The following is a 22,468-nucleotide window of genomic DNA, read 5'->3' as shown; positions in this document are numbered from 1 at the left end:
CGCCCACCACACGGGGGTCATCCCTTCGGTGACGTGCGAATGTTCCCTTTCGCGGCAATGTGGACAGATTCAGTACCGTCGTCCTTCCCGAAGGGATCCCGTATGGCAGACCTCTCGTCCAGGAACCCCGACTGGTGGCGGCAGGCCGTCATCTACCAGGTGTATCCCCGCAGTTTCGCCGATGCCGACGGTGACGGCCTCGGTGATCTCAGGGGCGTCACCCAGCGCCTGACCCACCTCGCCACGCTCGGCGTCGACGCCCTGTGGCTGAGCCCCTTCTACCCCTCCGAACTCGCCGACGGAGGCTACGACGTCGCCGACCACCGCGATGTCGACCCACGCCTCGGCACCCTGGACGACTTCGCCGCACTGGTCGCCGAGGCGCACCGGCTCGGCCTGAAGGTCGTCGTCGACCTCGTCCCCAACCACACCTCGCACCGGCACCCCTGGTTCCAGGAGGCCCTGCGCTCCGCCCCCGGATCCGCCGCCCGCGACCGTTACGTCTTCCGCCCCGGCCGCGGCGCCCACGGCGAACTCCCGCCCACCGACTGGCAGTCCGTCTTCGGCGGCAGCGCCTGGCGGCGCACCCCCGACGGCGCGTGGTACCTGCACCTCTTCGCGCCCGAGCAGCCGGACCTCAACTGGGACAACGAGGAGGTACGCGCCGACTTCCGCAAGACGCTGCGCTTCTGGTCCGACCGGGGCGTCGACGGCTTCCGCGTCGACGTCGCCCACGGCCTGGCCAAGGACCTCACCGAGCCGCTGCGGGACATCGGCGACGTCGGCGCCACCGGCGAGGAGGCGCTGCTGTGCGTCCCGCCGGGCAGCCACCCGTACTGGGACCGCGACGAGGTCCACGAGATCTACCGCGACTGGCGCAAGGTCTTCGACGCCTACACCCCGCCGCGCACCGCTGTCGCCGAGGCCTGGGTGCCCGCCGCCCGCCGCGCCCTGTACGCCCGCCCCGACGAACTGGGCCAGGCCTTCGACTTCGAGTATCTGGAGACCCACTGGGACGCCGGTGAGCTGCGCCGGGTCATCACCGGCGCACTGGCCGCCGCCCACGCCACCGGCACCTGTGCGACCTGGGTGCTCTCCAACCACGACGTCGTACGCCACGCCTCCCGCCTCATGCTCCCGCCCGGCACCGACCCGGCGGCCTGGCTGCTGTCGGGCGGCACCGCACCCGCGGTCGACACGGCCGCCGGTCTGCGCCGGGCCAGGGCCGCGACCCTGCTGATGCTGGCGCTGCCCGGTTCGGCCTACCTCTACCAGGGCGAGGAACTGGGCCTGCCCGAGGTCGCGGACCTGCCCACCGAGGTCCTCCAGGACCCCATCTGGGAGCAGACCGGGCATGTCCGCAAGGGCCGCGACGGCTGCCGGGTGCCGCTGCCGTGGACGTTGACCGGACCGTCGTACGGCTTCGGTGACGGCGGCGCCTGGCTGCCGCAGCCGTCGTCGTTCGCCGCGTACGCCGTCGAGGCGCAGGCCGGCACGGAGGGCTCCACCCTGGAGCTGTACCGCACCGCCCTGCGCCTGCGTCGCAAGCTGCTGGAGGGCGAGACCCTGACCTGGACCCCGCAGGCCCCGGCCGGGATCCTGGACTTCACGCGGACCGAGGGCTGGCGCTGCGTCGGGAACCTCACGGACGAGTCGGTGCCGCTCCCGCCGGGCGAGGTCCTGCTGAGCAGCGCACCGCTGCCCGACGCGCGGACCCTGCCGCCGGACACCACCGTCTGGCTGGCCTAGGGCCTGCCGGCGCGAGTCGCCGGACTGGCCCTAGCCGACGGTCGGGCTCGGATCGGGGGCGGGGGCGGCGCCGCCGCCCGTGCCGCCGCCGGTCACGGCGTTCAGGTCCAGCGGGGTGGAGGTGGCGGTCGGCGGCGGTGTGAGGACCACCTCGGGCTGGCCGGCCGGCGGGGCCGGCGGGGTCAGGTCGGACGTGGGCAGCTTCGGCGGGGTGGTCTGGTTGAAGATGGTCTGGTCGAAATCGACCAGGCCGGTCTTCTCCATCACCGTCATGTGGTCCAGCACGGTGTTGTTGGCCTGGTCGGCGAGGGCGCGCACCAGTGAGTTCTTGGTGGTGGAGCGGATCTTCGCGATGGAGTTGAAGATCGAGCCGTGCGTCATCCGCAGGATGTTGGCGAAGTCGGTGTCGAACTGTTTGCCGCTCTCCGCCTTCAGCTGGGTGACGAATCCCTCCTGCTGCGGGCTCGCCACGTTGGGCAGCGTGATGTTCAGCATGGGGGCGAGCTTGCGGCAGGAGGTGTCCAGCGCCGCGTGCCCGTCGATGAGGTGCTCGCTGGCCGTCTTGACCGCCTTGGAGGTGCCCTTCTGCAGCCCGATCTGACCCAGCGGGTACTCCCACAGGCCCGCCGCCCGCACCCTGACCACGAAGTCCCGGTCGCCCTCGGTGAGCGGCCCCCACTGGGTCTGGGCGATGATCCGTGTCTGTGAGGCGGTGACGGTGTTCATCCCGAGCATGCTCGGGTAGGCGAGTGCCACGAGGGTGAGTGCCATCGCACCGCCCACGAAGAGCGTTCCCGTAGCGTTCCGCGAAAAGCGCACCGTGCCTCCTGCCCGGTCGTGGATCCGCCCACCGTGACGGCGTGGGCGGTTCGGACACACAGCAGTACGGACGGGACGGCGATTCGTCTCGGCCTCCCGGGTAAAAGGCGCGGAAACCCGGTGGGCGGCCCCGTTGCCGGCTGTTGGTGGTCATGGCGAACGGTTGGGCAAAGGTTGGCCCGCCACGGGGAGAAGCCGGATCGGACGCGGCCCTAGATTTCAGCGCATGCCCCCACAGCCACCGCGGCCGCCCGCGGCGCTCCCCGTCCTGCCCTACCGCAAGCCCACCAAGGGGCGCGACTACTGGGTGCTGGACGACGTCCTGCCGGACGCGGACGCCGTGCGCGAGCGGTGCCTGGCCAAGGACGACTGGGTCGAGGGGCATCCCTACACCTCCGAGTCCTGGCCGGGTCTGAGGGCCATGCCGGGCCTGCAGCCGGCCGAACTCGCCCGCGTCGAGCGGCTGGTGAAGAAGTCGACCGGTGCCCGGGACCTGTGGGTGCAGCAGGCGCCCGGCGGCGGCACGCTCAATCACAACTGCGTCCAGGTGGTGGGCGAGGGCGAGAGCGAGCCCCGCCCGCACACCGACTCCCGGGCGCTGTGCCGGTACGCGGCCGTGCTGTATCTCAACCCGGACGTGCCCAAGGACTGCGGGACCAGTTTCTACCGCCAGTCCCTGCCCGGCGGCCGGCTCGGCGGCAACGTCGTCCAGCCCCCGCACAACAACCTCGTCGAGGCCCTCGGCACCCGCTTCGTGTCACCGGACGCCTTCGAGGAGGACGTCCGGGTCCCGCACCGCTACAACCGCCTGCTCCTCTACAACGCCAACCTCGTGCACAGTGCGACCGGTTACACCGGCCGGACGCTGGCGGACAAGCGCATGACGGCGGTCTTCTTCTGGATGGCCTGACGCGGCGCCGACGTGACAGCGGCCTGGCCTGAGCGGCGCCGACGTGACAGCGGTCTGGCCTGAGCGGTGCCGGCGGTGTGACAGTGGCCTGGCCTGAGCGGTGCCGGCGGTGTCACAGCGGCCTGGCCTGAGCGATGCCGGCGGCGTGACAGCGGTCCGAGCGGCTTCCGCGGTCTCAGCGGATTCCGCGGTCTCGGCGGCGTCAGCCGTGTCGGGTCGCGGCGGTGGGGAGGGCCCGGCGGCCGTCGGGTCGGCGGATCGTCGGGCGCCGGGTCGGAGCGTTGGGCCGTCGGGGCGGCGGGATCGTGCTCCGGATGTGTGTACGGCCGGCCCGTGCGGTACGGATGCTGGGCATGAGCAGCATCGCCATCGTGGGTGCCGGGCCCGGACTGGGGGCCGCCGTCGCGCGCCGGTTCGGGCGGGAGGGCTACGACGTCGCCCTGGTCGCCCGGGACCGGACGCGGCTGGACGCGCTCGCCGGAGGCCTCGCGGGCGAGGGGATCACCGCGCGCGGCTTCGCCGCCGACGTGCGCAGGCCCGAGGAGCTGGCCGGGGTGCTGGAGGAGGCCGCCGGGGTCCTCGGGCCCTTCGAGGTGCTGCAGTACAGCCCCGTCCCGCACCGGGACTTCATGCGGCCCGTGCTGGAGACCGGGCACCGGGACCTCGTGGGGCCCGTCGAGTTCTCCGTGTACGGGCCCGTCGCCGCCGTACGGCAGGTGCTGCCCGGAATGCGCCGGCTCGGGCACGGGACCATCCTCTTCGTCAACGGCGGGACCGCCGCCGTGCCCCATCCCGAGCGGGCCGGTACCTCGATCGCGTTCGCCGCGGAGAGCGCGTACGCGCATCTGCTGCACGAGCGGCTCGCGGACGAGGGCATCCACGTCGCGCAGCTCGTGATCCCCGGGGCGATCGTGGCCGGCCACCCGCGCAAGGACCCGGCGGTGCTCGCGGAGAGCCTGTGGGGCATGCACCGGAACCGGCACGGGTTCCGGCACTACGCCGACGACCTCGACAGCTGACGGAGTCCTGTCAGTCTGCGTGGAGTGACTTTATGGGCCAATATGGTGCCATTGGCCGCATTGCTCTCTTCCTAGGGGGCCTTAATGGCTGTCGAAATCCCTACGCTCATCAAGCCGTCCCGGCTCAGAAGCCGGGGCGGGTTGCTGGGCGAGTGCCTGGCGGAGTTCCTCGGGACCTTCGTCCTCATCTCCTTCGGCTGTGGTGTGGTCGCGATGGCGGTGGCCGCGCTGCCCGGCTCGGGCCGTGCCGCGACCCCGACCACGATCTTCCTGGCGGCCGGTGACTGGCTGCTCATCACCTGGGGCTGGGCGTTCGCCGTCATGCTCGGCGTCTACGTCGCCGGCGGCGTCAGCGGCGCCCACCTCAACCCGGCGGTGACCCTGGCGATGGCCGTGCGCCGCGGATTCCCCTGGGCCAAGGTCGTGCCGTACTGGTGCGCCCAGGTCATCGGCGCCCTCACCGGGGCGGCCCTGGTCTATCTCGTCTACCACAACGCGATCGACACCTTCGACCAGACGGTGGTGGGCCCGAAGGTCAACGGCCACACGAACACCACGTTCTCCATCTTCGCGACCTTCCCGGCCCCTTACTTCCACGGCAGCGTCTGGGGGCCCCTCATCGACCAGATCACCGGTACGGCCTTCCTGCTCATGCTGATCGCCGCCATCCTCGATCTGCGCAACCAGGCCGTGAAGGCCAACCTCGCGCCGCTGGTCGTGGGCCTCGTCGTCGCCGCGATCGGCATGTCCTACGGCGCGAACGCGGGCTACGCCATCAACCCGGCACGTGACTTCGGGCCGCGCCTGTTCACCTACGCGGCGGGCTGGGACAGTCTGGCGTTCCCGGGCAGCGTGCCCGGCGTGTTCAGCGACTACTGGTGGATCCCGATCGTCGGACCGCTGGTCGGCGGGGTCGTCGGGATCCTGGTCTACGACCTGTTCATCGGCGATGTGCTGGTCGTCCGCAGGGAACTGGCCGAACTGCCCGAGCCCGGCCGGTCCCGGCCGGTCCGGACGGTCGACGAGGACGAGGAGTACTAGGCCCTGTCTGACAATGCGCGACCGCCCTTCGGGTGACGACGCGAGTTGTCAGACAGGACCTATCCCCTCGCGGTGTGCTTCGGGGGAGGCGTCCGGCATGCGGTACCCGGTGAAAACTGCCGGGATCCTGCAATGCGCGGAGGCGGCTTCCCGGCGCACCATCCTCTCCGGGGAGCACTACGGGGACCCCGCCAAGGGGGAGAGGAGAGCGGCCGATGGTGTATTTCCTCGCGCCCTTGGCGGGGGCCTTCGCCGTCGTCGGCCTGATGACGGCGGTACTGGTCCGCAGGGACCGGCGCCTGACACACAGCCGCCTCGACGAGGGCGGCACGCGCCATGTCACGCCGAGGCCCGCACGGAGCGGGCCAACGGCGGTACGGAGCAGGCCTACGTCCACACCGAGCGGGTCAACGCCGGTGCGGGGCGGGGCAACGTCCGCACCGAGCGGGGCAATGCCGGTGCGAGGCGGGTCAACGCCGGTACGGAGCGGGCCAACGCCGGTACGGAGCGGGCCAACGTCCGCACCGAGCGGGTCAACGCCCGCACCGGGCGGGGCAATGCCGGTGCGGGGCGGGCCAACGCCCGTCGCGGGCAAGGCCGTCGGTGCTCGGCGGCCCTCGGCTCCGGCGTTCCGGGTGCGCGTCGGCTGACGTGGACGGGTGGCCGGTGTTCCGCGCTCCGTTCCCCCGTCACCGCCGCGCCCTCCGCGGCACCGGGCGCCGCGGCAGGGGCCCGAGGCGTCAGCCCAGGCACACCAGGACCAGGCAGAGCTGGGTGGGTGAGGTCGACGCCGGGGCCGGGGAGGTCGCCTGCGTGCCGGAGGGATTGCCGCCGTCGGTGCCGGCGGGCGTCGAGGCCGTACCGGTGCCGGTGGGGGCTGTGTCGGCGGTGGCCGGTGCGCCGGTGTGCTGCGGGGCGGTGCTCGGCACGATCGGCCGGGACGGCGCGGCGCTGTCCGGACGGGTGACGGGCGACGCCGGGTGCGCGCCGGCCGGTGCGGCCGTGTGCGGGGTGGCCGGTGTGGCCGCGCCCCGGACGGCCGGGAGGGGCTGCTGCCGTGGCGCGCTGCCGGCGGGCGACTGTCCGGCGGGGGTGCCGGGGTGCGCCGGGTGGTGCGGGGTGGGCGGCGTCGGGGCAGTTCTGGAGGATCCGGCCGAGGGCGCCTCGGCCACGTCCATGCTCCTGTGGTCCGGCGCGGTCGCCGCCTGCGCCCGGTCGGCGGAGCTCCGGTCCGTCATGGCGACGGTCAGCCCGCCTCCGACGATCGCGACGGCGGTGGCCACCGCCGCTCGGCGCCGGCTCTTCTTCCAGCGGGCCATCTGACGGCGCCGTGCCGCCCGCCCGCGCGGCGCGGCAGGCGCGTCCACGACATCGGCGGCCGGCTCCGCGTCCCCGCCGCCCCCGTCCGACGCGGCATCCGGCTCCGACACGGCATCCTGCTTCGCCGCGACAGCCGGATCCACGGCGACGGCCGGATCCCAGGCGACGGTCGGCGAACCGCTGAACCAGGTGCCGTCGACGGGGTCCGCTGCTCCGGGTGCGGTCACGGCGGAGACGGAGTCCGTCCGCACCGGATCCGTCCACCCCGCGTCCGGCCACACCGGTCCCGTCCGCGTGGGTTCCGTCCGCGCCGGTCCCGCGGTCCGGCGCGCTTCGCCGGGGCGGCCCGTGCCGGACGGGGCGATGTCCGGGGCGTATGCGCCGCATCCGGGACACACCAGGGCGCCGTTGAGGTGGCGGCGGCACGAGGAGCAGTAGTCCATGCGCGGTCTTCCTGAGTTGACTGCGCCGTCGGCCCGTCGGGGCCGCGGCCTGGTCGCTCGCACAGGGGATCGAGCGATAGTCACGCTAACGAGCCTTTCCCAAGGCTGTGTGCAGCCCATGTGCCGCTCCTGCGCAGATTCCCGGGTTCTTGTGCGTCCGTCGTTCGTGCCGGCCCGTCCCGTCCCCGGCCGGGTGAACCCGCCGGGGCGTTCGGGTGGACACGGCGTGCCCCGCACCGCGGGTCGGCATAGTGACGGGCGGCTCCGCACCGGACCGGCAGGAGGAAGCGCATGCTCGGCACAGAATTCCGCACCGGATCGCCCAACTGGATCGACCTCGGCAGCCCCGACACGGACGCGGCCGTCGCGTTCTACGGCGCGGTGTTCGGCTGGCGGTTCGTGTCCGCCGGTCCGGAGGCGGGCGGCTACGGCTACTTCCAGCGGCAGGGCAGGACCGTGGCCGCCGTCGGGCCGCTGTCCGAAGAGGGCGCCGCGTCCGCCTGGATGACGTACTTCCGGACCGACGACGTCGACGCCGCCGTGCGTGACGTGGTGTCCGCCGGCGGCACGCTGCGCGCCGAACCCGTGACCATGGGCGCGGTCTCCATGGCCCAGGTCACCGACCCGCAGGGCGCGCGGTTCGCCCTGCTGCAGTCCCGTCAGGGCCTGGAGACGGCCTCCGAGGACAACACGCTGGTGTGGGTCGAACTGCACGTCGGCGACCCGCAGGCCGCGATCGGTTTCTACCGGGGGCTGTTCGGCTGGCGCGCCGAGGAGCTGCGGGCGCCGGGCATGACGTACCAGGTGCTCAGCATCGGGGAGGGCGACCAGCAGGAGGGCGCCTTCGGTGGTGTGGCTCCGCTGCAGGGCGGCCGGGAGGACGCGCGCTGGGTGCCGTACTTCGCCGTCGCGGACGCGGACGCCGTCGCCGTCGCCGTCGCGGACAACGGCGGGACGGTGCTCATGCCCGCGGCGAACGTGCCCGACGTCGGCCGCATCGCGTGGCTGGCCGACCCGGCCGGAGCCGTGTTCGCCGTGCTGAGGCCGGACCCCCGCCAGGCGGCGGCCTGAGCGCACCGCACCCGGACACCCCCGCACCGGGCGCCCGGGAGCCTGAACGGCGTACTTCCGCTCGCGCCTGCGCCCCATCAGGAGTCGGCTGGCAGACACAGGAGTCGGCCGACGGACAGAGGGACGCACCCGCGAGGAGGTACTTGTGGCGGACGGCAGCGCACGACCGGACGATCCCTCGGAGCGGTCCGAGATAGGGGAACTACGGGCACGGGTGGCCGCGCTAGAGGGCGAACGCGCCCGCCCGCCCCGGCATCGCGTCAGGTCTCTCCTCGCCGCGGTGCTCATCGTCCTCGGATGCGTCCTCGCCCCGCTCTCCGTCGTCGCCGCTTGGGCGGCCGACCAGGTGGGCGACACCGACCGCTACGTGGCCACGGTCGCCCCCCTCGCCTCGGACCCCGACGTGCAGAACGCCGTCGCCGACCGGGCCACCGACGCGCTGATGAGCCACCTCGACCTGCCCGCCCTCCTCTCGGACGTGGCCCCGCAGGACCGGCCCCGACTGGAGAAGGCGCTGGGCGGCAGACTGGGCGACGCGCTCCAGGGTGCCGTACGCAGCTTCGTCCACGACAAGGCGCGGGAGGTCGCCGCGTCGGACGTCTTCAAGACCGTCTGGACCGACGCCAACCGCAAGGTCCACAGCTCCCTGGACAAGGCCCTCACCGGCAGCGGCGGCGGCGCCGTCCAGCTGAAGAACGACGCGGTCACGCTCGACATCGGCCCTCTCGTGGAGCAGGTCAAGCAGCGTCTCGTCGACTCCGGCCTGGGCGTCGCCGCGCACATCCCCGCGGTGCACACCGACTTCACCCTCGTCAGGTCCGATCAGATCGGCAAGGTCAAGACCTACGTACGGCTGCTCCAACTCGCCGGGAACTGGCTGCCGGTGCTGTCCGTCGTGCTGGTCGCCGCGGGCGTGCTGCTCTCGGTCCGGCGGCGCCGGGCCCTGGTCGCGGGCTCCCTCGGCGTCGCCGTCGCCACCGGGATCCTCGGCGTCGCGCTGCGTGTGTTCCGCGCGATCTACCTCGACCGGCTGCCCGCCGACGTCTCCCAGGGCGCGGCCGCCGCCGTCTACGACGCGCTGACCCGTCTCCTGCAGACCACCGTGCGCATGGTCGTGGTCCTCGGCGTCGTCATCGCCCTGGCGGCCTGGCTGGCCGGCCCGGGCCGGTACGCGCGTCTCGCACGGCGGCTGTGGACCTCCGGCATCGGCGCCGTCCGCGCCACCGCCGGGCGCGCCGGTCTGCGGACCGGACCGGTCGGCCCCTACGTACGCCGGCACCGCACCTGGATCACCTGGGTCCTGGTGGCCGCGTCCCTGCTCGCCTACCTGCTGTGGCCGTACCCCACCGGCTGGGTGGTGGTCGGCACCGCCCTGTGCCTGCTGTTCCTGCTGGCCGTCCTCGAGTTCCTGGCGGCATGACCCGGCACCGCCCTGTGCCGACGCCGCGCGCGGGAGCTACAGCAGGAGGTCGAAGATCTTCGTGACGGTCTCCCAGTGCTGCGTCTGAGGATTCTTGACGTCCGGGAAGACGATCCTGAACGTCTCGGCGAGAGCCACGCTCAAGCCGCCGAGGATCTCCGGGTAGCGGGCCTCGGTCTCCTCGGTCGGCGCCCGGTCGAGCGGGGGGTGCGTGGCGAGCTGCTCGAGGATGGGCTTGATGTCCACCTCCTGGTCGAGCCGCCGGAACCGGTGGATGCTCTCCTGGAGCCCCTTGGTGATCGGCAGGTCCCACGGTTCGACGATGTCCCGGTCGTTCGCCTTGGCCGCGGCCTGCGCGACGATCAGGAGATCGTAGAGCTTGCCGTCCACGAAGTCGCTGTAACGCTTCAGGTCGTTCTTGTCCACGTCGAGACTCGCGGCCGCGCGGAAGAACCTTTCGAATGCGGACACCCCCATGACGGCCATACCCCTCGCCTCCTCATCGATGGACGATCGCCCGGCCAAGGGTCGCAGAGGGGCGCCACGAGCTGCCTGCGCATGCCAGGACCAACGCGGCGGCACGCTTTTCACCTGCCAGGAGAAAACCGCGGGTATTCGCCGGAATTTACACTCTGGAAGCCGCGGGCGACGCCCCTTTGGGTAGCGTGGAAACGGCCGGAGGGGAATTCCGGGAGCCCGGGTACAGGCACGACGCGGGAGGTGTCGACCTTGTCATGGTGAAGCTGAACAGGCAGGCCTTCGATCATGCGAAGAAGCTGGTCAAGGAGCGCCGGGTGGTCCTCGACGACCGGGACGCCTGGAGCGAGCACCGGCCCTCCGCCAAGCAGGAGAACGACTTTCTCGAGGAGCACGGCCTCGGCGAATACCAGAAGTGGTACCTCGGTGTGGACGACGAACAGGACGTGGAGAACAAGGGCCGGTACAAGTTCCCTTACGGCGACTTCGAGAAAGTCCACCGCTGCGGAATCCTTTCCGCGGAGTCGCGCGCCGGTCAGTACAAGTACACCGACATCGAACGCGCCGTGGCGCATGTGCACGGGATGCTGGAGGAGCTCGCGTGAGGCGTCGCGGGTTCGTGCGGCGCGCGGGAGGCCGCACGATCCGGGACCTGAGCCGGGCGCGCCGGGAGGCCGCGGTGGTCTACGCCCCCGGCACGCATCGCCCCCGTCGCCCAGACCAGCGGCGGGCACGTGGTCGCTCCCGCGGGTAGGTCCTCCGGAGCGTGGGTGAAGGCACCCGTATCACCGGCCGCACGTCGCTGACCAGCACATCGGCCGGCCCGTTCAGGTTGCGTTCAGGCTCGTACGACCCTTGGGCAACTCAAGCACCAGAAGCACCAAAACTCTGGCAAAGAGGTCTGGGACGCCTGCCGGGTGCCGTGTCATCGTGCGGGCCATGACGACCGATCACCTCATTCACCACCGGCCCGCGGGCCACGTCCGATCCGCGGCGAGCAAGGTTCCGGAGGTGACCGTCTACTTCTGGATCATCAAGGTGCTGACGACCGGTATGGGCGAGACGGCGTCCGACTTCCTGGCCCATGTGCTCGGACCGATCCCCGCCGTCGGTCTCGGCGGTGTCGCCCTGGCGGTCTCCCTGGCGGTGCAGTTCGCCGTCAGGCGCTACGTGGCCTGGATCTACTGGACGGCGATCGTCATGGTCAGCGTCTTCGGCACGATGGCCGCCGACGTCCTGCACGTCGGCCTCGCGGTGCCGTACACGCTCTCGACTCCGCTCTTCATGGCCGCTCTGGCCGCCGTCTTCGTCCTCTGGCACCGCAGCGAGGGCACCCTGTCCATCCACAGCATCCACACCCGGCGCCGGGAGGCCTTCTACTGGGCGTGCGTCCTCGCCACGTTCGCGCTGGGTACCGCGGCGGGGGACCTGACCGCCACGGTCGGCCTCGGCTACCTGGGCTCCGCCGTCGCGTTCGGCGCCGCGATCGCCGTTCCGGCCGTCGCCCACCGCCGGGGCGCCATGAACGCGGTGGTCGCGTTCTGGTCCGCCTACGTCATCACCCGGCCGCTCGGCGCGTCCGTCGCCGACTGGATGGCCCTCGGGCACCACAGGGGCGGGCTCGGCCTCGGCCTGGGACCGGTCACGGCCTCCTGGACGGTCGCCATCCTCGGCTTCGTCGGCTACCTGGCCGTCTCCCGCAAGGACATCCGGCACGACGCCAGGCCGTGACGCCCCCGCCCACCGGGCGGAGCCACCGTCATCCGGCCGGCAGGCCGACCACGAAGCGCGCACCGGGCGCATGCCCGCCGTCGTAGGTGACCTCGCCACCGGCGGAGCGGGCCAGGCGGCGTGCCGGCGGCAGCCCCAGGCCCGCTCCGTCGTGTCCGTCGTGGGGCTGCGCACGTCGACCGGGCTCGAAGAGTGATCCGGCGAACGAGGGCGGTACGCCGGGTCGCGACGGCGGCGGGCCGGGTGCGCAGTTCGTCGTCCGCCTGGTGCGCGAGACGGTTGCGGGCCGGCGCGTCGAAGGCGACGGTGAGGACCGGTACCAGCAGGGTGGCCGTGACGAGGGCCACGAGGGAGAGACGGCCACGCGCAGTGTGCGCGGGGCCGGACGGTGGAGCAGGGCGCTCACGGGCCGTGCGCGGTCGTGCGCTCCGCCGGTGCCAGGCGGTGGCCGACCCCACGGGCCGTGCCGATCGTCCGGTCGCTGCCCGCCTCGCGCAGCTTGCGGCGCAGCCGGGTCAGATACTGGTCGAGAGTGTTGTGGTGGACCCGGGCGCCTTCGGGCCAGCCCGCCCGGACCAGGTCGCGGCGGCTGACGAGGGCGCCGGAAGCCGCCATGAGCGCGGCCAGGAGACGGAACTCGGTCGGTGTCAGATCGATCCGGGTGCCCCGGACGTCGGCCACGTGCCGGACGGCGTCCAGGGTCAGGTCTCCCGCCGTGGCGGCCGGCGGTGGCGCGGCCCGGTTGAGAGCCGCCCGGATGCGGGCCGCGAGTTCGGCGAGGTGGAACGGCTTGGGCAGGTAGTCGTCGCCTCCGGCCGAGAACCCGGACAGCCGGTCGGCGAGCCGGTGATGGGCGGTGAGGAAGATGACGGGAGAGCGGAACCCGTTCGCGCGCATCGCCTGGCACACGTCCCGCCCGTCCGCGTCGGGCAGCCCGATGTCGAGCACGGCGGCGGCGACGTCCGCCGTGGCCAGCCGCAGGGCGGTGGCGCCGTCCGGCGCGGGAAGGGGGTCGAAGTCCTCCTCCCGCAGTCCGCGCACCAGCACGTCACGCAGGGCGTGATCGTCCTCGACGACCAGGATCGTCCGGCGCATGGTCCTCCCGCCGCTCGCGTGCCGAGTCCGTCCGGTTTTCCGCTGTGCCCGCCGGTCCCTCGGCCGCGGGCGTTCCGTCCGCCCGCGCCGTGCCGGGGGCCGTCCGCCCGGGCAGCCGGCTGCACACGGCGCACAGGCACACGCCCAGCCAGCCGAGGGCGAACAGCCAGCCGCCGACGACGTCGGTGAACCAGTGCACCCCGAGGTAGACGCGGGACAGCCCGACCAGGACGCCCCAGCCGCCGATGACCAGGGCGAACAGGGTCCTGCCACGCGGGCCGCGCAGCCCGACGGCGATGATCAGCAGCCCCGCGGCGAGGGCCGCCGTGGTGGTGTGACCGGACGGGAACGCCCACCCCGAGGCATGCGTGCGCCAGTCCGTCCGGGGCGGTCGTGGCCGGGTGACGAAGGTCATCACCCCGTACCGCAGGGCCTGGCCGGTCGCGAGGCAGGCCAGGCAGAGCGCCGCGGCGAGCGCGCGCTGCCGGAGGGTGCGGCCCGCGATGATCCCGGCCAGCACGGCCAGGGCGTACGGGACGACGCCCGTACCGGTGGCGGTCAGGGCGCGGGCGATCGCCACGGCACCGTCCGGCCGATGGGCGACGGACCAGGTGAGCAGGTCGCCGTCGGCGAACAGCGGGGCGCCGTCGCCGCCCACCATGACCATGGTCAGCACGCCGAACGCCGTCCATGCGCCGAGGCCGCAGCTGCCGGCCAGTTCGGCGACGTCGTCGCGCTTCACGACGCCACCAGCAGGGGACGCAGGCGGGTGGCCGTGAGCCGCGGGGCCAGGGCCTCCGCGGGCCTGCGCAGTGCCGGCATCACGAGCGGCACGGTCAGGGCACCGACCACGATTCCCGCCACCACGTCGTGGGGGTAGTGGGCGCCGACCCAGACCCGCGAGGCCGCCATCGCGACGGCGGCCACGGCGGCGACCGCGCCGAGCCGGCGGGAGACGAACAGCAGGGCGACCGCCGCCGCGGCGGCGATGGCCGCGTGATTGCTGGGGAAGGACCAGTCGCCGGGCGCCGGACATGCCTCCAGGGTGGCCATGTGCAGGCTCCGGCAGGGCCGGTCCTCCCGCACCAGCAGCTTCAGCCCCGCATCCACTGCGTAGGTCACCACCACGACGAACGGCACGGCGAGCGCCGTCAGCGACGCGAGGGCGCTCACCCGGCGGGCGCGCCACCAGCCGACGACCATGAGAACGGCGAACAGGGCGAGCCCGTACGTCGACCACGCGGACACCGCGTCGTCCAGCCACCCGGGAGAGCGGCGGGCGAGGTCCACCACGTCGGAGTAGGCCGGCCCGTCGAGGGCCGAGCCGTCGAAGGCGAGGATCATCCGCGGGCCGCCTTGGTCTTCGCCGCGCGCCGCGAGCGGTACACCTCGGAAGCGACCGGAATCAACGACACGGCCACGATCACCGCGACCATCGGCAGCAGATACCGGTCCACGTTCGGCACGGAGGAGCCCAGTGCGTAACCCGCCAGGGTGAGCCCGAGGCTCCACACCAGGCCACCGGCCACCTGCCAGACGGTGAACGTCCGGGCCGGCACCCCCAGGGCGCCCGCCATCGGGTTCAGCACCGTGCGCACCACGGGCACGAAGCGGGCCAGCACGATGGCCTTCGCGTGCCCGTAACGCCCCAGCAGTTCCTCGGCCCGCTTCGCCCCCTCGTGCAGGCGGCCCGAGCGGCTGCGGGCGAGCAGGGCGCCGCCCGCTCTGCGGCCCAGGAGGTACCCGCACTGCGAACCCGCCAGCGCCCCCACCGCCGCGGCGACCAGCAGCGGGCCGAGCGACAGCTTCAGGCCGCGGTCCGCGGTGCCGGTGCACAGCAGACCGGCCGTGAACAGCAGAGAGTCGCCCGGCAGGAAGAAACCGATCAGCAGCCCGGTCTCGGCGAACAGCACCACACCCACGCCCAGCACGCCGAAGGCGGCCAGCAGGGACCGCGCATCCAGCACGTTGACAGCGAGCTGCGACGATAGGTGCATGGCTGTGGTCATCGTCGAGGCCCTTTCGTCGTGCGTCCGCACCGCCGGACGCGCCGCAACGGAGGCGCCCGACAAGCGACTACAATTCTGTAGACAGTCTACGTGACTGTAGATGATGCGGGAGTGAGGAACGTTCCCATGGCGGATGCGAGGGACGAGCGACGGCCCGCCGGCGAACTGGAGGCCGCCGTCATGGCCGCGCTGTGGGCCGCCGGGACCCCGCTCACGCCCGCGGAGGTGCAGACCGAACTCGGCTCCGGCCTGGCCCGCACGACCGTGGCGACGATCCTGACCCGGCTGCACGAGAAGGGTGTCGTCAGCCGTGAGCGGCAGGGCCGCGGCTACGCCTACCTCCCCGTGCAGGACGCCCCCGGCCTGACCGCCCTGCGCATGCACACCGAACTCGACCGGGACGCCGACCGGGAGACCGTCCTGGCCCGCTTCGTCGCCCAGCTCAGCCCCGGCGACGAGCAACTGCTGCGCCAGCTCCTGGACGGTGACGAGCGATGACCGCCCTGCTGCTCCTGCCCCTCGTCCTGCCCGTCCTCGCGCCGGCGCTGGCCCGCCGGGCCCTCGACCGGCTGGCACCCGCCACCGCACTGTGGGTCCTCACCGCCTCGGCCCTGACGCTGGCGGGGACCTGCGTCGCCGCCCTCGGCGCCCTGGTCCTGACCGGACTGCTCAGGTTCCCGGCCCTCGCCGCCCTCGGGGAACTCATCCACCCCCTTCGCACGCCCGCCGACTACGTCGTGCTGCCCGCGGCCACGGCGGCCACCGGAGTGCTCACCCTCAGCCTCTGGACCCTCGCGCGTTCGGCGCTGCGGCAGGTCCGCGCCTTCCGCGCCGCCCGGGCACAGGCCGACCGCCGTCCGGCCGCCGGTGACCTGTGCGTGGTCGAATCGCCCCACCCGGACGCGTACGCGCTGCCGGGACGGCCCCACCGCATCGTCGTCACCACCGCGATGCTGCGCACCTTGGGAGCCGGTGAGCGCGAGGCCCTCTTCGCCCACGAACGCGCCCACAACCGGGCCGGCCACCACTACTTCCTGGCCGCCGCCGAACTCGCCGCCCACTGCCACCCCGCCCTGCGCGCGGTGCACGACACCATCCGGCTCGCCGCCGAGCGGGCCGCCGACGAGGCCGCCGCCACCGCCCTCGGTGACCGACGCCTCATCGCCACGGCCATCGCCCGCGCCGCCCTCGCCAGCCACTCCTCCCCCTCCGCCCGCCCCGACTTCGCCCCCGCGGCGACCACCGGCCCTGTCCCGCGCCGGGTCGCGGCCCTCCTCCAGCCCGCCCAGGGGCGCCCGTGCGCCGCGCGCTGCACCGCCCTCCTCCTCGTGGTCTGCGCGCTCCTGTCCGTCGCCGCCGGAACAGCCGGCGTCGTCGACTTCCACCACCAGGTCGAGATCGCCCAGGGCGAGAAGGGCCTCTGACCGCCCGGTACCCGGCGAACCCCGAGCGGCGGGACCGTGCCGGTGCCGGTCCGGTACGAGGGGACCGGCCGCGGCGGTGAGCGAGGGCACGGGGACGCCGGTCGACCGCACCCGGCGCGAACCGCGGGCCCGGTCGTGTGTCGGGTGGGCCGGAGCCCGGTGACGAACCGGCCGTGTACCGGGTGGGCCGGAGCCCGGTGACGAACCGGTCGTGTGTCGGGTGGGCCGTAGCCCGGTGACGAACCGGTCGTGTGTCGGGTGGGCCGTAGCCCGGTGACGAACCGGTCGTGTGCCGGGTGGGCCGGAGCCCGGTGACGAACCGGTCGTGTGTCGGGTGGGACGTAGCCCGGTGACGACCCGGTCGTGTGCCGGGTGGGCCGGAGCCCGGTGACGAACCGGTCGTGTGCCGGGTGGGCCGTAGCCCTGCGACGACCCGGCCGTGTGTCAGGCGGGCCGGAGCCCGGCGACGACCCGGCCCGCGGCCGTCTTCTGCAGCAGCCCGTAGGCCAGGACCGGCAGCAGGAGATGGGGCTTGTCGGGCAGCGAGGCCGTCAGCAGCACGGCGCCCGCGCTGCTGTTGTTCATGCCGCAGGCCAGGGTCAGCGACGAGGCCACGGGGGCGTCCAGCCGCAGCAGCCAGGCGGCGGTCCGGCCGAGCACGAAGGACAGCAGGCACACCAGGGCGGCCACGGCCAGCGCGGCGGCGAACAGCAGCGGGCGCGGCCGGGCGAGGACGGAGCCGAGGGCGCCGCTGGCGTTGACGTAGGTCAGGAGCAGTGAGCCCGCCATGGCCGACGGCACCACGGCCCGCAGGAGGCGGTCGCGTCGCCCCGGCGGCAGCGCGAGCGCGCACAGCAGGCCCGCGGCGCAGGGCAGGACGACGGTGGCGAGGGTCAGTCCGCTGTGGGCGGAGCGGCTGGTGTCGGTGAGCGTGCGGGCGTAGCCGCCGCTGAGCAGCGGCGCCAGAATCGTCAGCAGCAGCGGGGTGGTGAGGGGGCTGAGCAGGGTGGAGGCCAGGACGAGTCCGACCATGGTCGGCTGGTCGCCGTCGCCCTTGGAGGTCCACACGGTGGCACCGGCGGCCACGGGCATCGCCACCACGATGATCATCGCGGTGAGCAGGCCGCTGCCGCCGTCGGTGTCAGGGGTGCGGCGTAGCAGCAACGCGACGAACGGCACGACCAGCAGCGGAATCGCCACATGCAGGGTGAGCCCGGCCAGCACCGCCCCGGGGCGCCGCAGCACGCGCCCCAGTTCGCGCACGGGCACCTGGAGCCCGGCCGAGAACAGCACGAGTGACAGCAGGAGCGAGGCGGTGTCCGGTGTCAGCAGGGCCGCGCCGGCCACCTGCACCGGGTGCGGGTGGCGCAGCCACAGACCGGGTCCCGGCAGCAGCAGGGCGGCGGCGTAGGAGAGGGCGATGACGCGGCCGAGGCGGCGGCGCAGCCAGTTCGTCACGCGCTCGAGCGGGGGTCGGCGAACAGCCGGGGGGTGGATGGCGGCCTTCTTCCGTCACAGGGACTGGGGCGGGACGGGACGCCGATATGCGCGGGCCGGGCTCCTGGTGGTGCATGAGGCCATCGTGCTCGGACGGGCCGCGTGCGGGGAGTGATCACCACGCGCGGATCCGGATATGTTCAGGTAATCACCGGCATGGCCGTTCGCCATGACGTCCGGACGGGTTCGAACGGTCCGGAACACCGCGGGCCACAGGGGACCCCGGCGGGCCCACCGGGTACGCACCCTGACCGGGCCCCAGCCGGCCGGCCTCCTCGGCTCCGGCACATGTCCGGGGCGCCCCGCCCACGCCCGCCCGATCAGTCCGGGCCGGGACGGGAGCCGCCGGTCGCCTCGTTCGCGGCACGGCGGTACTCGGCGTTGATGCGCTGGGCTTCCTCCAGCTGGTCCTCGAGGATGACGATGCGGCAGGCGGCCTCGATCGGGGTCCCCTTGTCCACGAGTTCGCGGGCGCGCGCGGCGATCCGCAGCTGGTAGCGGGAGTACCGGCGATGTCCGCCCTCCGAGCGCAGCGGAGTGATCAGACGGGCCTCACCGATGGCCCGGAGGAAGCCGGGGGTGGTGCCGAGCATCTCGGCGGCCCGGCCCATGGTGTACGCGGGGTAGTCGTCGTCGTCCAGATGATCGTTGAGTGGGGTATCTGCTGCCATGTCACCTCGTTGTGCAACGCGTCGAGGGGCCCCGGTGCCGTACGGCACCAGGGCCCCGAAGGAAATTGAACACCATCTGTCGGCCTTCGCGCTGTGCCGACCTTCCGTTTCCGCTGCCCGGCCCGGCAGCGGCAGGGGCACGGGGGTCGCGGCCGCGTGACCGGGGACCACCATCCGTTCCGCGGTCTTGCGGTACCCGGACCGGGAACTCCCCGGGCCGGGCGGCCGGGAAGGCGGGTGGCGGGCGCCGAGGCCGCGACACGACGGTGAGGGCCCTGCCGACGCGCGTCGGCAGGGCCCTCACCGGGTCTCTGGTGGCGGTTGTCCGCGCGTGTTCACCCCTTCGGGGAAGCCGTGCCTCCGAGCTTCGGGGAAGCCGTGCCTCCGAGAGCCGACGACGCGGCCGAGAACGGAGTGGGGACACCCACCGGCGCGGTCTTGAGGCGATCGTGGCAGGTGAAGCCGAGGCGGGTCATGGCCCGGACGACCTCGCCGCCGGCGAAGTCGCGGCGGTCCTGCCGGGTGATGACCTGGCCCACCTGCTTGACCGGGTAGCGGCGGCGGCCGATGGTCACGGACTCACCTGTGACGAGTTCGGGCGTGACGCCCTTCATCGAGGCGATCACCCCGCTCTTGGTCAGCTCGAAGGGGTACCGGGCGATGACACAGCGCATGGTGCCTCACAGCGAAGGAAGAAGGAGCACGGCTGACGGACGGACCGACCGGGCCGGGTGGATCAGCGGGCGAGGGCCGGGAGGTTCGCGGTCGGGCCACGCTCACCGGGGGCGCCGGGCGCGGTGAACGGTCCGGCGAGTACGTCGCGCAGCCGGATCCGGTCCGTGTAGGCCGGGCTGTCGCGGAGCACGGCGAGCCGGGCCAGGGTGATCAGGCCCGTACTCTCGTCGTCCCCGTCGCAGAGGACGAGGTGGTCGACACGGGCACCGGCCATGAGGGAGAGAGCCCCCTCGACCGTCATGTCGTCACTGACCCGGGGTCCGGACGCGTCCCTGCCGTCGGACACGGCTCGGGGGGAGGGATCCACTGCGGGGTGCTGCGTCTGAACCGGCGTCATGAGTGCCTCCTGCCAGAAGGGGGGTTCGGCTTGCGATCACCGTGGTTCTAGGCGGCCGAGCCGAAGCTGGTCCGCCGCTGCGCCCTGCGAGGGGCCGCTTCACCGGCGGGCCGGCCCTGTCCGGCGCGGCCCCGGCGACCGCGGCCGCCCCGGGCCGGGGAGGACGCGCCGCGAGGACGTTCCACGGCCGGCGCGGCGATGACGACCGGGACGCCGGACGGGGCCTGGGCACCGGTGATGCGGCTCAGCTCCGCCTCGCCCGAACGTACCTGGGCCACCTGGGGGGTGATGCCCGCCGAAGCCATCAGCCGGGTCATGTCCCGACGCTGACCGGGCGTCACCAGGGTGACGACGCTGCCGGACTCGCCGGCGCGGGCCGTACGACCGCCGCGGTGCAGGTAGTCCTTGTGGTCACTGGGCGGATCCACATTGACGACCAGGTCGAGGTTGTCGACGTGGATCCCGCGCGCCGCGACGTTGGTCGCCACCAGGACCGTCACATGCCCGCTCTTGAACTGCGCCAGCGTCCGGGTGCGCTGCGGCTGGGACTTGCCACCGTGCAGGGCCGCCGCACGGACACCGCTGCTCAGCAGGTGCTTGGTCAGCCGGTCCACGGCGTGCTTGGTGTCGAGGAACATCATCACCCGGCCGTCGCGCGCCGCGATCTCGGTGGTCGTCCGGTGCTTGTCCGTGTCGTGCACGTGGAGCACGTGGTGCTCCATCGTGGTGACCGCGCCCGCCGACGGGTCGACGGAGTGGACGACCGGGTCGGTCAGGTAACGGCGCACCAGCAGGTCGACGTTGCGGTCCAGGGTGGCCGAGAACAGCATCCGCTGCCCGCCGGGGCGCACCTGGTCGAGCAGCGCGGTGACCTGGGGCATGAAGCCCATGTCCGTCATCTGGTCGGCCTCGTCCAGGACGGTGACGGCGACGTCGTGCAGCCGGCAGTCGCCCCGGTCGATGAGGTCCTTGAGCCGCCCGGGCGTGGCGACGACCACCTCGGCCCCGGCGCGCAGCGCACCGGCCTGCCTGCCGATCGACATCCCGCCGACCACGGTGGTCAGGCGCAACCGCACCGCGCGGGCGTACGGGGTGAGCGCGTCGGTGACCTGCTGGGCGAGTTCGCGGGTGGGCACGAGGACCAGGGCCAGCGGCTGCCGCGGCTCGGCGCGTCGGCCCGCCGTGCGGGCCAGGACCGCCAGCCCGAAGGCGAGGGTCTTGCCCGAGCCGGTGCGGCCCCGGCCGAGCACGTCACGGCCGGCCAGGGAGTTCGGCAGGGTCGCCGCCTGGATGGGGAACGGCACGGTGACGCCTTCGTGGCCGAGCGCGGCCAGCAACGGCGCCGGCATGGCGAGGTCGGCGAACGACTCGACGGCCGGCAGTGCGGGCGTGATCGTCCGCGGCGGCGCGAACTCGCCCTGTACGGGCCGTCCCGCCTGTCGGTTTCCGTAACCCTTGGAACGGCGCGGGCCACCGGAGCGCTCGGCTCCGGAGCCTCCTGCGAGGCGGTCATATGTGCGGGGTGTGCGGGCACGCTTCATGCGGGACCTTCCTTGGTGGGCGCGTAGCAAGGAATTCCCGCAGCAGATGAGCGGCGCAGAGAATCTCGAGACGAGCCGAAGTCGATGGGGGCCGGGTCGGGCCGAACGGGTGATGCGGCACCGGCCGGTGGCGCGGTGGAGGCTTTCCGTTCGTGCCCCGAAACGCAGCGAGCTGGGGCCCGCACCCCAAAGGTGCGGGCCCCAGCTGCGAAGTATGCGTCGGCGCTGGTGTCAGGCCGGAACGATGTTCTCGGCCGTCGGGCCCTTCTGGCCCTGCGCGATGTCGAACGAGACCTTCTGGCCTTCGAGCAGCTCGCGGAAACCCTGGGCGGCGATGTTCGAGTAGTGGGCGAAGACGTCGGCGCCGCCGCCGTCCTGCTCGATGAAGCCGAAGCCCTTTTCCGCGTTGAACCACTTCACGGTGCCTGTAGCCATGTCATTTCTCCTTCGGAGACGGTGTCGGGAATTCGCCCTGTGCGGATTCCCGGTCGCCGTGATGATTACCCCGTCGGAAATGAACCTTCTGGCAACCACACCTGCAACTGAGATCGACAGTAGCACGCTGCGATCGGCCTGGCACGGTCGATAATTCCGCTCCGGTCGGCGGCCGAGGAATACTTGCCGTGCACCGCACCTAATTCTCATTTCACGGGCACAGGTATTGCTCTCCGCGGGCGTGGGTCTTCCTGCCGTGCGCTTCCGCCACAGCCCTATGGCCTCGACGGATGGGAGAGGTACCGCTGCCACCGCCGTCGGCGGACCGCACCACGGCTGAGGCTCATGGGCTCCCCACCCCGCGATGAAGGTCACATCCCCCGTGCGGAGGGCGACGGCGGTCCGGCACGGCCGGGAGGCGGGAAAGGGCCGGGTCGGACCGCTGTCGATTCGTGCACGGAGCAGGCATGCATGCAGGATGAGGGGGTAGTCGCAGGCGCGTCAGCCGCTTCGGCGGCCGGCGGGGCCGGCCGGTTCAACCATGGGAGGGAAGCATGATGAAGCTCGCGAGCACGGTCGCGGCGGACAGGGGCACGGCGGAGCTGCCGGAGGTGTGCGATCCCTCCCGGGTGGCGCCGAAGGATGCCCGTGAGTTGTCGCGGTTGTTCTTCGATCAGCTGGCGGTGCTGGAGGAGGGCACGGCGGAGTACAGCTATGCGCGCAA

Annotated in this window: 23 protein-coding genes and 2 pseudogenes; 11 read left to right on the top strand and 14 right to left on the bottom strand. The window is 72.9% G+C overall.

The annotated features are described in order from the left end of the window. The first annotated feature begins 102 nt into the window (after window positions 1-102). Window positions 103-1,749, top strand: a complete 1,647-nt coding sequence (locus ABVB68_RS02510; protein ID WP_353599178.1) for a glycoside hydrolase family 13 protein — start codon at window positions 103-105, stop codon at window positions 1,747-1,749. 30 nt (window positions 1,750-1,779) lie between these two features. Here the strand turns inward: ABVB68_RS02510 and ABVB68_RS02505 are convergent, their stop codons facing one another. Further along, on the bottom strand, window positions 1,780-2,520 hold the full coding sequence (locus ABVB68_RS02505; RefSeq protein WP_353599177.1) for a DUF4142 domain-containing protein: 741 nt from the start codon (window positions 2,518-2,520) through the stop codon (window positions 1,780-1,782). A gap of 274 nt (window positions 2,521-2,794) precedes the next feature. On the opposite strand from ABVB68_RS02505, the gene ABVB68_RS02500 reads away from it, so the two are divergent. From ABVB68_RS02500 to ABVB68_RS02490, 3 genes are all read left to right on the top strand, one after another. Then, window positions 2,795-3,478, top strand: coding sequence for a DUF6445 family protein (locus ABVB68_RS02500; protein ID WP_353599176.1), 684 nt, complete (start codon window positions 2,795-2,797; stop codon window positions 3,476-3,478). Window positions 3,479-3,831: 353 nt separating this feature from the next. Beyond that, the gene (locus tag ABVB68_RS02495; protein WP_353599175.1) at window positions 3,832-4,497 is read left to right on the top strand and encodes an SDR family NAD(P)-dependent oxidoreductase; all 666 of its coding nucleotides are present in this window, start codon (window positions 3,832-3,834) and stop codon (window positions 4,495-4,497) included. Window positions 4,498-4,581: 84 nt separating this feature from the next. Then, window positions 4,582-5,538, top strand: coding sequence for an MIP/aquaporin family protein (locus ABVB68_RS02490; protein ID WP_353599174.1), 957 nt, complete (start codon window positions 4,582-4,584; stop codon window positions 5,536-5,538). A 740-nt stretch (window positions 5,539-6,278) separates the two neighbouring features. On the opposite strand, the gene ABVB68_RS02485 is transcribed toward ABVB68_RS02490, so the two are convergent. Beyond that, window positions 6,279-7,301: an SCO2400 family protein gene (locus ABVB68_RS02485; RefSeq protein WP_503006005.1), complete on the bottom strand. Its 1,023-nt coding sequence runs from the start codon at window positions 7,299-7,301 to the stop codon at window positions 6,279-6,281. A 291-nt stretch (window positions 7,302-7,592) separates the two neighbouring features. On the opposite strand from ABVB68_RS02485, the gene ABVB68_RS02480 reads away from it, so the two are divergent. Both ABVB68_RS02480 and ABVB68_RS02475 read left to right on the top strand, forming a co-directional pair. Next, entirely contained in the window at window positions 7,593-8,372 is a 780-nt protein-coding gene (locus ABVB68_RS02480; RefSeq protein ID WP_353599172.1) for a VOC family protein, read from the top strand. Window positions 8,373-8,517: 145 nt separating this feature from the next. Continuing rightward, a complete protein-coding gene (locus ABVB68_RS02475; protein WP_353599171.1) occupies window positions 8,518-9,792 on the top strand; it encodes a hypothetical protein in 1,275 nt (424 codons plus the stop codon). 36 nt (window positions 9,793-9,828) lie between these two features. Here the strand turns inward: ABVB68_RS02475 and ABVB68_RS02470 are convergent, their stop codons facing one another. Continuing rightward, a complete protein-coding gene (locus ABVB68_RS02470) occupies window positions 9,829-10,278 on the bottom strand; it encodes a DUF1931 family protein (protein ID WP_353599170.1) in 450 nt (149 codons plus the stop codon). Window positions 10,279-10,526: 248 nt separating this feature from the next. Between ABVB68_RS02470 and ABVB68_RS02465 the strand changes: the two genes are divergently transcribed. Both ABVB68_RS02465 and ABVB68_RS02460 read left to right on the top strand, forming a co-directional pair. Continuing rightward, window positions 10,527-10,874 (top strand): hypothetical protein, encoded by a 348-nt coding sequence (locus tag ABVB68_RS02465; protein WP_353599169.1) that lies wholly within the window; start codon window positions 10,527-10,529, stop codon window positions 10,872-10,874. Window positions 10,875-11,208: 334 nt separating this feature from the next. Continuing rightward, window positions 11,209-12,000: a COG4705 family protein gene (locus ABVB68_RS02460; RefSeq protein WP_353599168.1), complete on the top strand. Its 792-nt coding sequence runs from the start codon at window positions 11,209-11,211 to the stop codon at window positions 11,998-12,000. Window positions 12,001-12,028: 28 nt separating this feature from the next. Here the strand turns inward: ABVB68_RS02460 and ABVB68_RS02455 are convergent. The 5 genes and pseudogenes from ABVB68_RS02455 to ABVB68_RS02435 all read right to left on the bottom strand — a co-directional run. Further along, a pseudogene (locus ABVB68_RS02455) lies at window positions 12,029-12,223 on the bottom strand (sensor histidine kinase); the annotation flags it as partial. 179 nt (window positions 12,224-12,402) lie between these two features. Beyond that, the gene (locus tag ABVB68_RS02450; protein ID WP_353599167.1) at window positions 12,403-13,095 is read right to left on the bottom strand and encodes a response regulator transcription factor; all 693 of its coding nucleotides are present in this window, start codon (window positions 13,093-13,095) and stop codon (window positions 12,403-12,405) included. Then, window positions 13,049-13,837: a phosphatase PAP2 family protein gene (locus tag ABVB68_RS02445; RefSeq protein ID WP_353599166.1), complete on the bottom strand. Its 789-nt coding sequence runs from the start codon at window positions 13,835-13,837 to the stop codon at window positions 13,049-13,051. The genes ABVB68_RS02450 and ABVB68_RS02445 overlap by 47 nt, the downstream gene beginning before the upstream one ends. Next, on the bottom strand, window positions 13,834-14,439 hold the full coding sequence (locus tag ABVB68_RS02440; RefSeq protein WP_353599165.1) for a phosphatase PAP2 family protein: 606 nt from the start codon (window positions 14,437-14,439) through the stop codon (window positions 13,834-13,836). Before ABVB68_RS02440 ends, ABVB68_RS02445 begins: the two co-directional genes overlap by 4 nt. Next, entirely contained in the window at window positions 14,436-15,104 is a 669-nt protein-coding gene (locus ABVB68_RS02435; protein WP_353599164.1) for a DedA family protein, read from the bottom strand. The genes ABVB68_RS02440 and ABVB68_RS02435 overlap by 4 nt, the downstream gene beginning before the upstream one ends. A gap of 126 nt (window positions 15,105-15,230) precedes the next feature. Here ABVB68_RS02435 and ABVB68_RS02430 point away from each other — a divergent pair, with 126 nt between their 5' ends. Together ABVB68_RS02430 and ABVB68_RS02425 are read left to right on the top strand one after the other, a co-directional pair. Then, entirely contained in the window at window positions 15,231-15,602 is a 372-nt protein-coding gene (locus ABVB68_RS02430) for a BlaI/MecI/CopY family transcriptional regulator (RefSeq protein WP_353599163.1), read from the top strand. After that, window positions 15,599-16,528, top strand: coding sequence for a M48 family metalloprotease (locus tag ABVB68_RS02425; protein WP_353599162.1), 930 nt, complete (start codon window positions 15,599-15,601; stop codon window positions 16,526-16,528). The genes ABVB68_RS02430 and ABVB68_RS02425 overlap by 4 nt, the downstream gene beginning before the upstream one ends. 444 nt (window positions 16,529-16,972) lie before the next feature. Here ABVB68_RS02425 and ABVB68_RS02420 read toward each other — a convergent pair whose 3' ends face one another. The 6 genes from ABVB68_RS02420 to ABVB68_RS02395 all read right to left on the bottom strand — a co-directional run bounded on the left by ABVB68_RS02420 (window position 16,973) and on the right by ABVB68_RS02395 (window position 21,744). Continuing rightward, a complete protein-coding gene (locus ABVB68_RS02420; RefSeq protein ID WP_353599161.1) occupies window positions 16,973-17,986 on the bottom strand; it encodes a bile acid:sodium symporter family protein in 1,014 nt (337 codons plus the stop codon). A 359-nt stretch (window positions 17,987-18,345) separates the two neighbouring features. Next, on the bottom strand, window positions 18,346-18,696 hold the full coding sequence (locus ABVB68_RS02415; protein ID WP_353599160.1) for a helix-turn-helix domain-containing protein: 351 nt from the start codon (window positions 18,694-18,696) through the stop codon (window positions 18,346-18,348). Window positions 18,697-19,031: 335 nt separating this feature from the next. Next, complete coding sequence (locus ABVB68_RS02410; protein ID WP_353599159.1) at window positions 19,032-19,370, bottom strand: SCO5918 family protein; 339 nt, start codon at window positions 19,368-19,370, stop codon at window positions 19,032-19,034. Between the two features lie 62 nt (window positions 19,371-19,432). Further along, window positions 19,433-19,768, bottom strand: a complete 336-nt coding sequence (locus ABVB68_RS02405; protein ID WP_353599158.1) for a CBS domain-containing protein — start codon at window positions 19,766-19,768, stop codon at window positions 19,433-19,435. A 47-nt stretch (window positions 19,769-19,815) separates the two neighbouring features. Next, on the bottom strand, window positions 19,816-21,309 hold the full coding sequence (locus ABVB68_RS02400) for a DEAD/DEAH box helicase (protein WP_353599157.1): 1,494 nt from the start codon (window positions 21,307-21,309) through the stop codon (window positions 19,816-19,818). A 231-nt stretch (window positions 21,310-21,540) separates the two neighbouring features. After that, the gene (locus ABVB68_RS02395; RefSeq protein WP_004986771.1) at window positions 21,541-21,744 is read right to left on the bottom strand and encodes a cold-shock protein; all 204 of its coding nucleotides are present in this window, start codon (window positions 21,742-21,744) and stop codon (window positions 21,541-21,543) included. A 557-nt stretch (window positions 21,745-22,301) separates the two neighbouring features. Here ABVB68_RS02395 and ABVB68_RS02390 point away from each other — a divergent pair. Further along, window positions 22,302-22,468, top strand: a pseudogene (locus ABVB68_RS02390) (RNA polymerase sigma factor SigF); the annotation flags it as partial.

Source organism: Streptomyces sp. NPDC096012 (assembly GCF_040426375.1).
In the GTDB taxonomy this organism is placed as follows: domain Bacteria; phylum Actinomycetota; class Actinomycetes; order Streptomycetales; family Streptomycetaceae; genus Streptomyces.
This window is presented reverse-complemented; position numbering and strand designations above follow the sequence as displayed.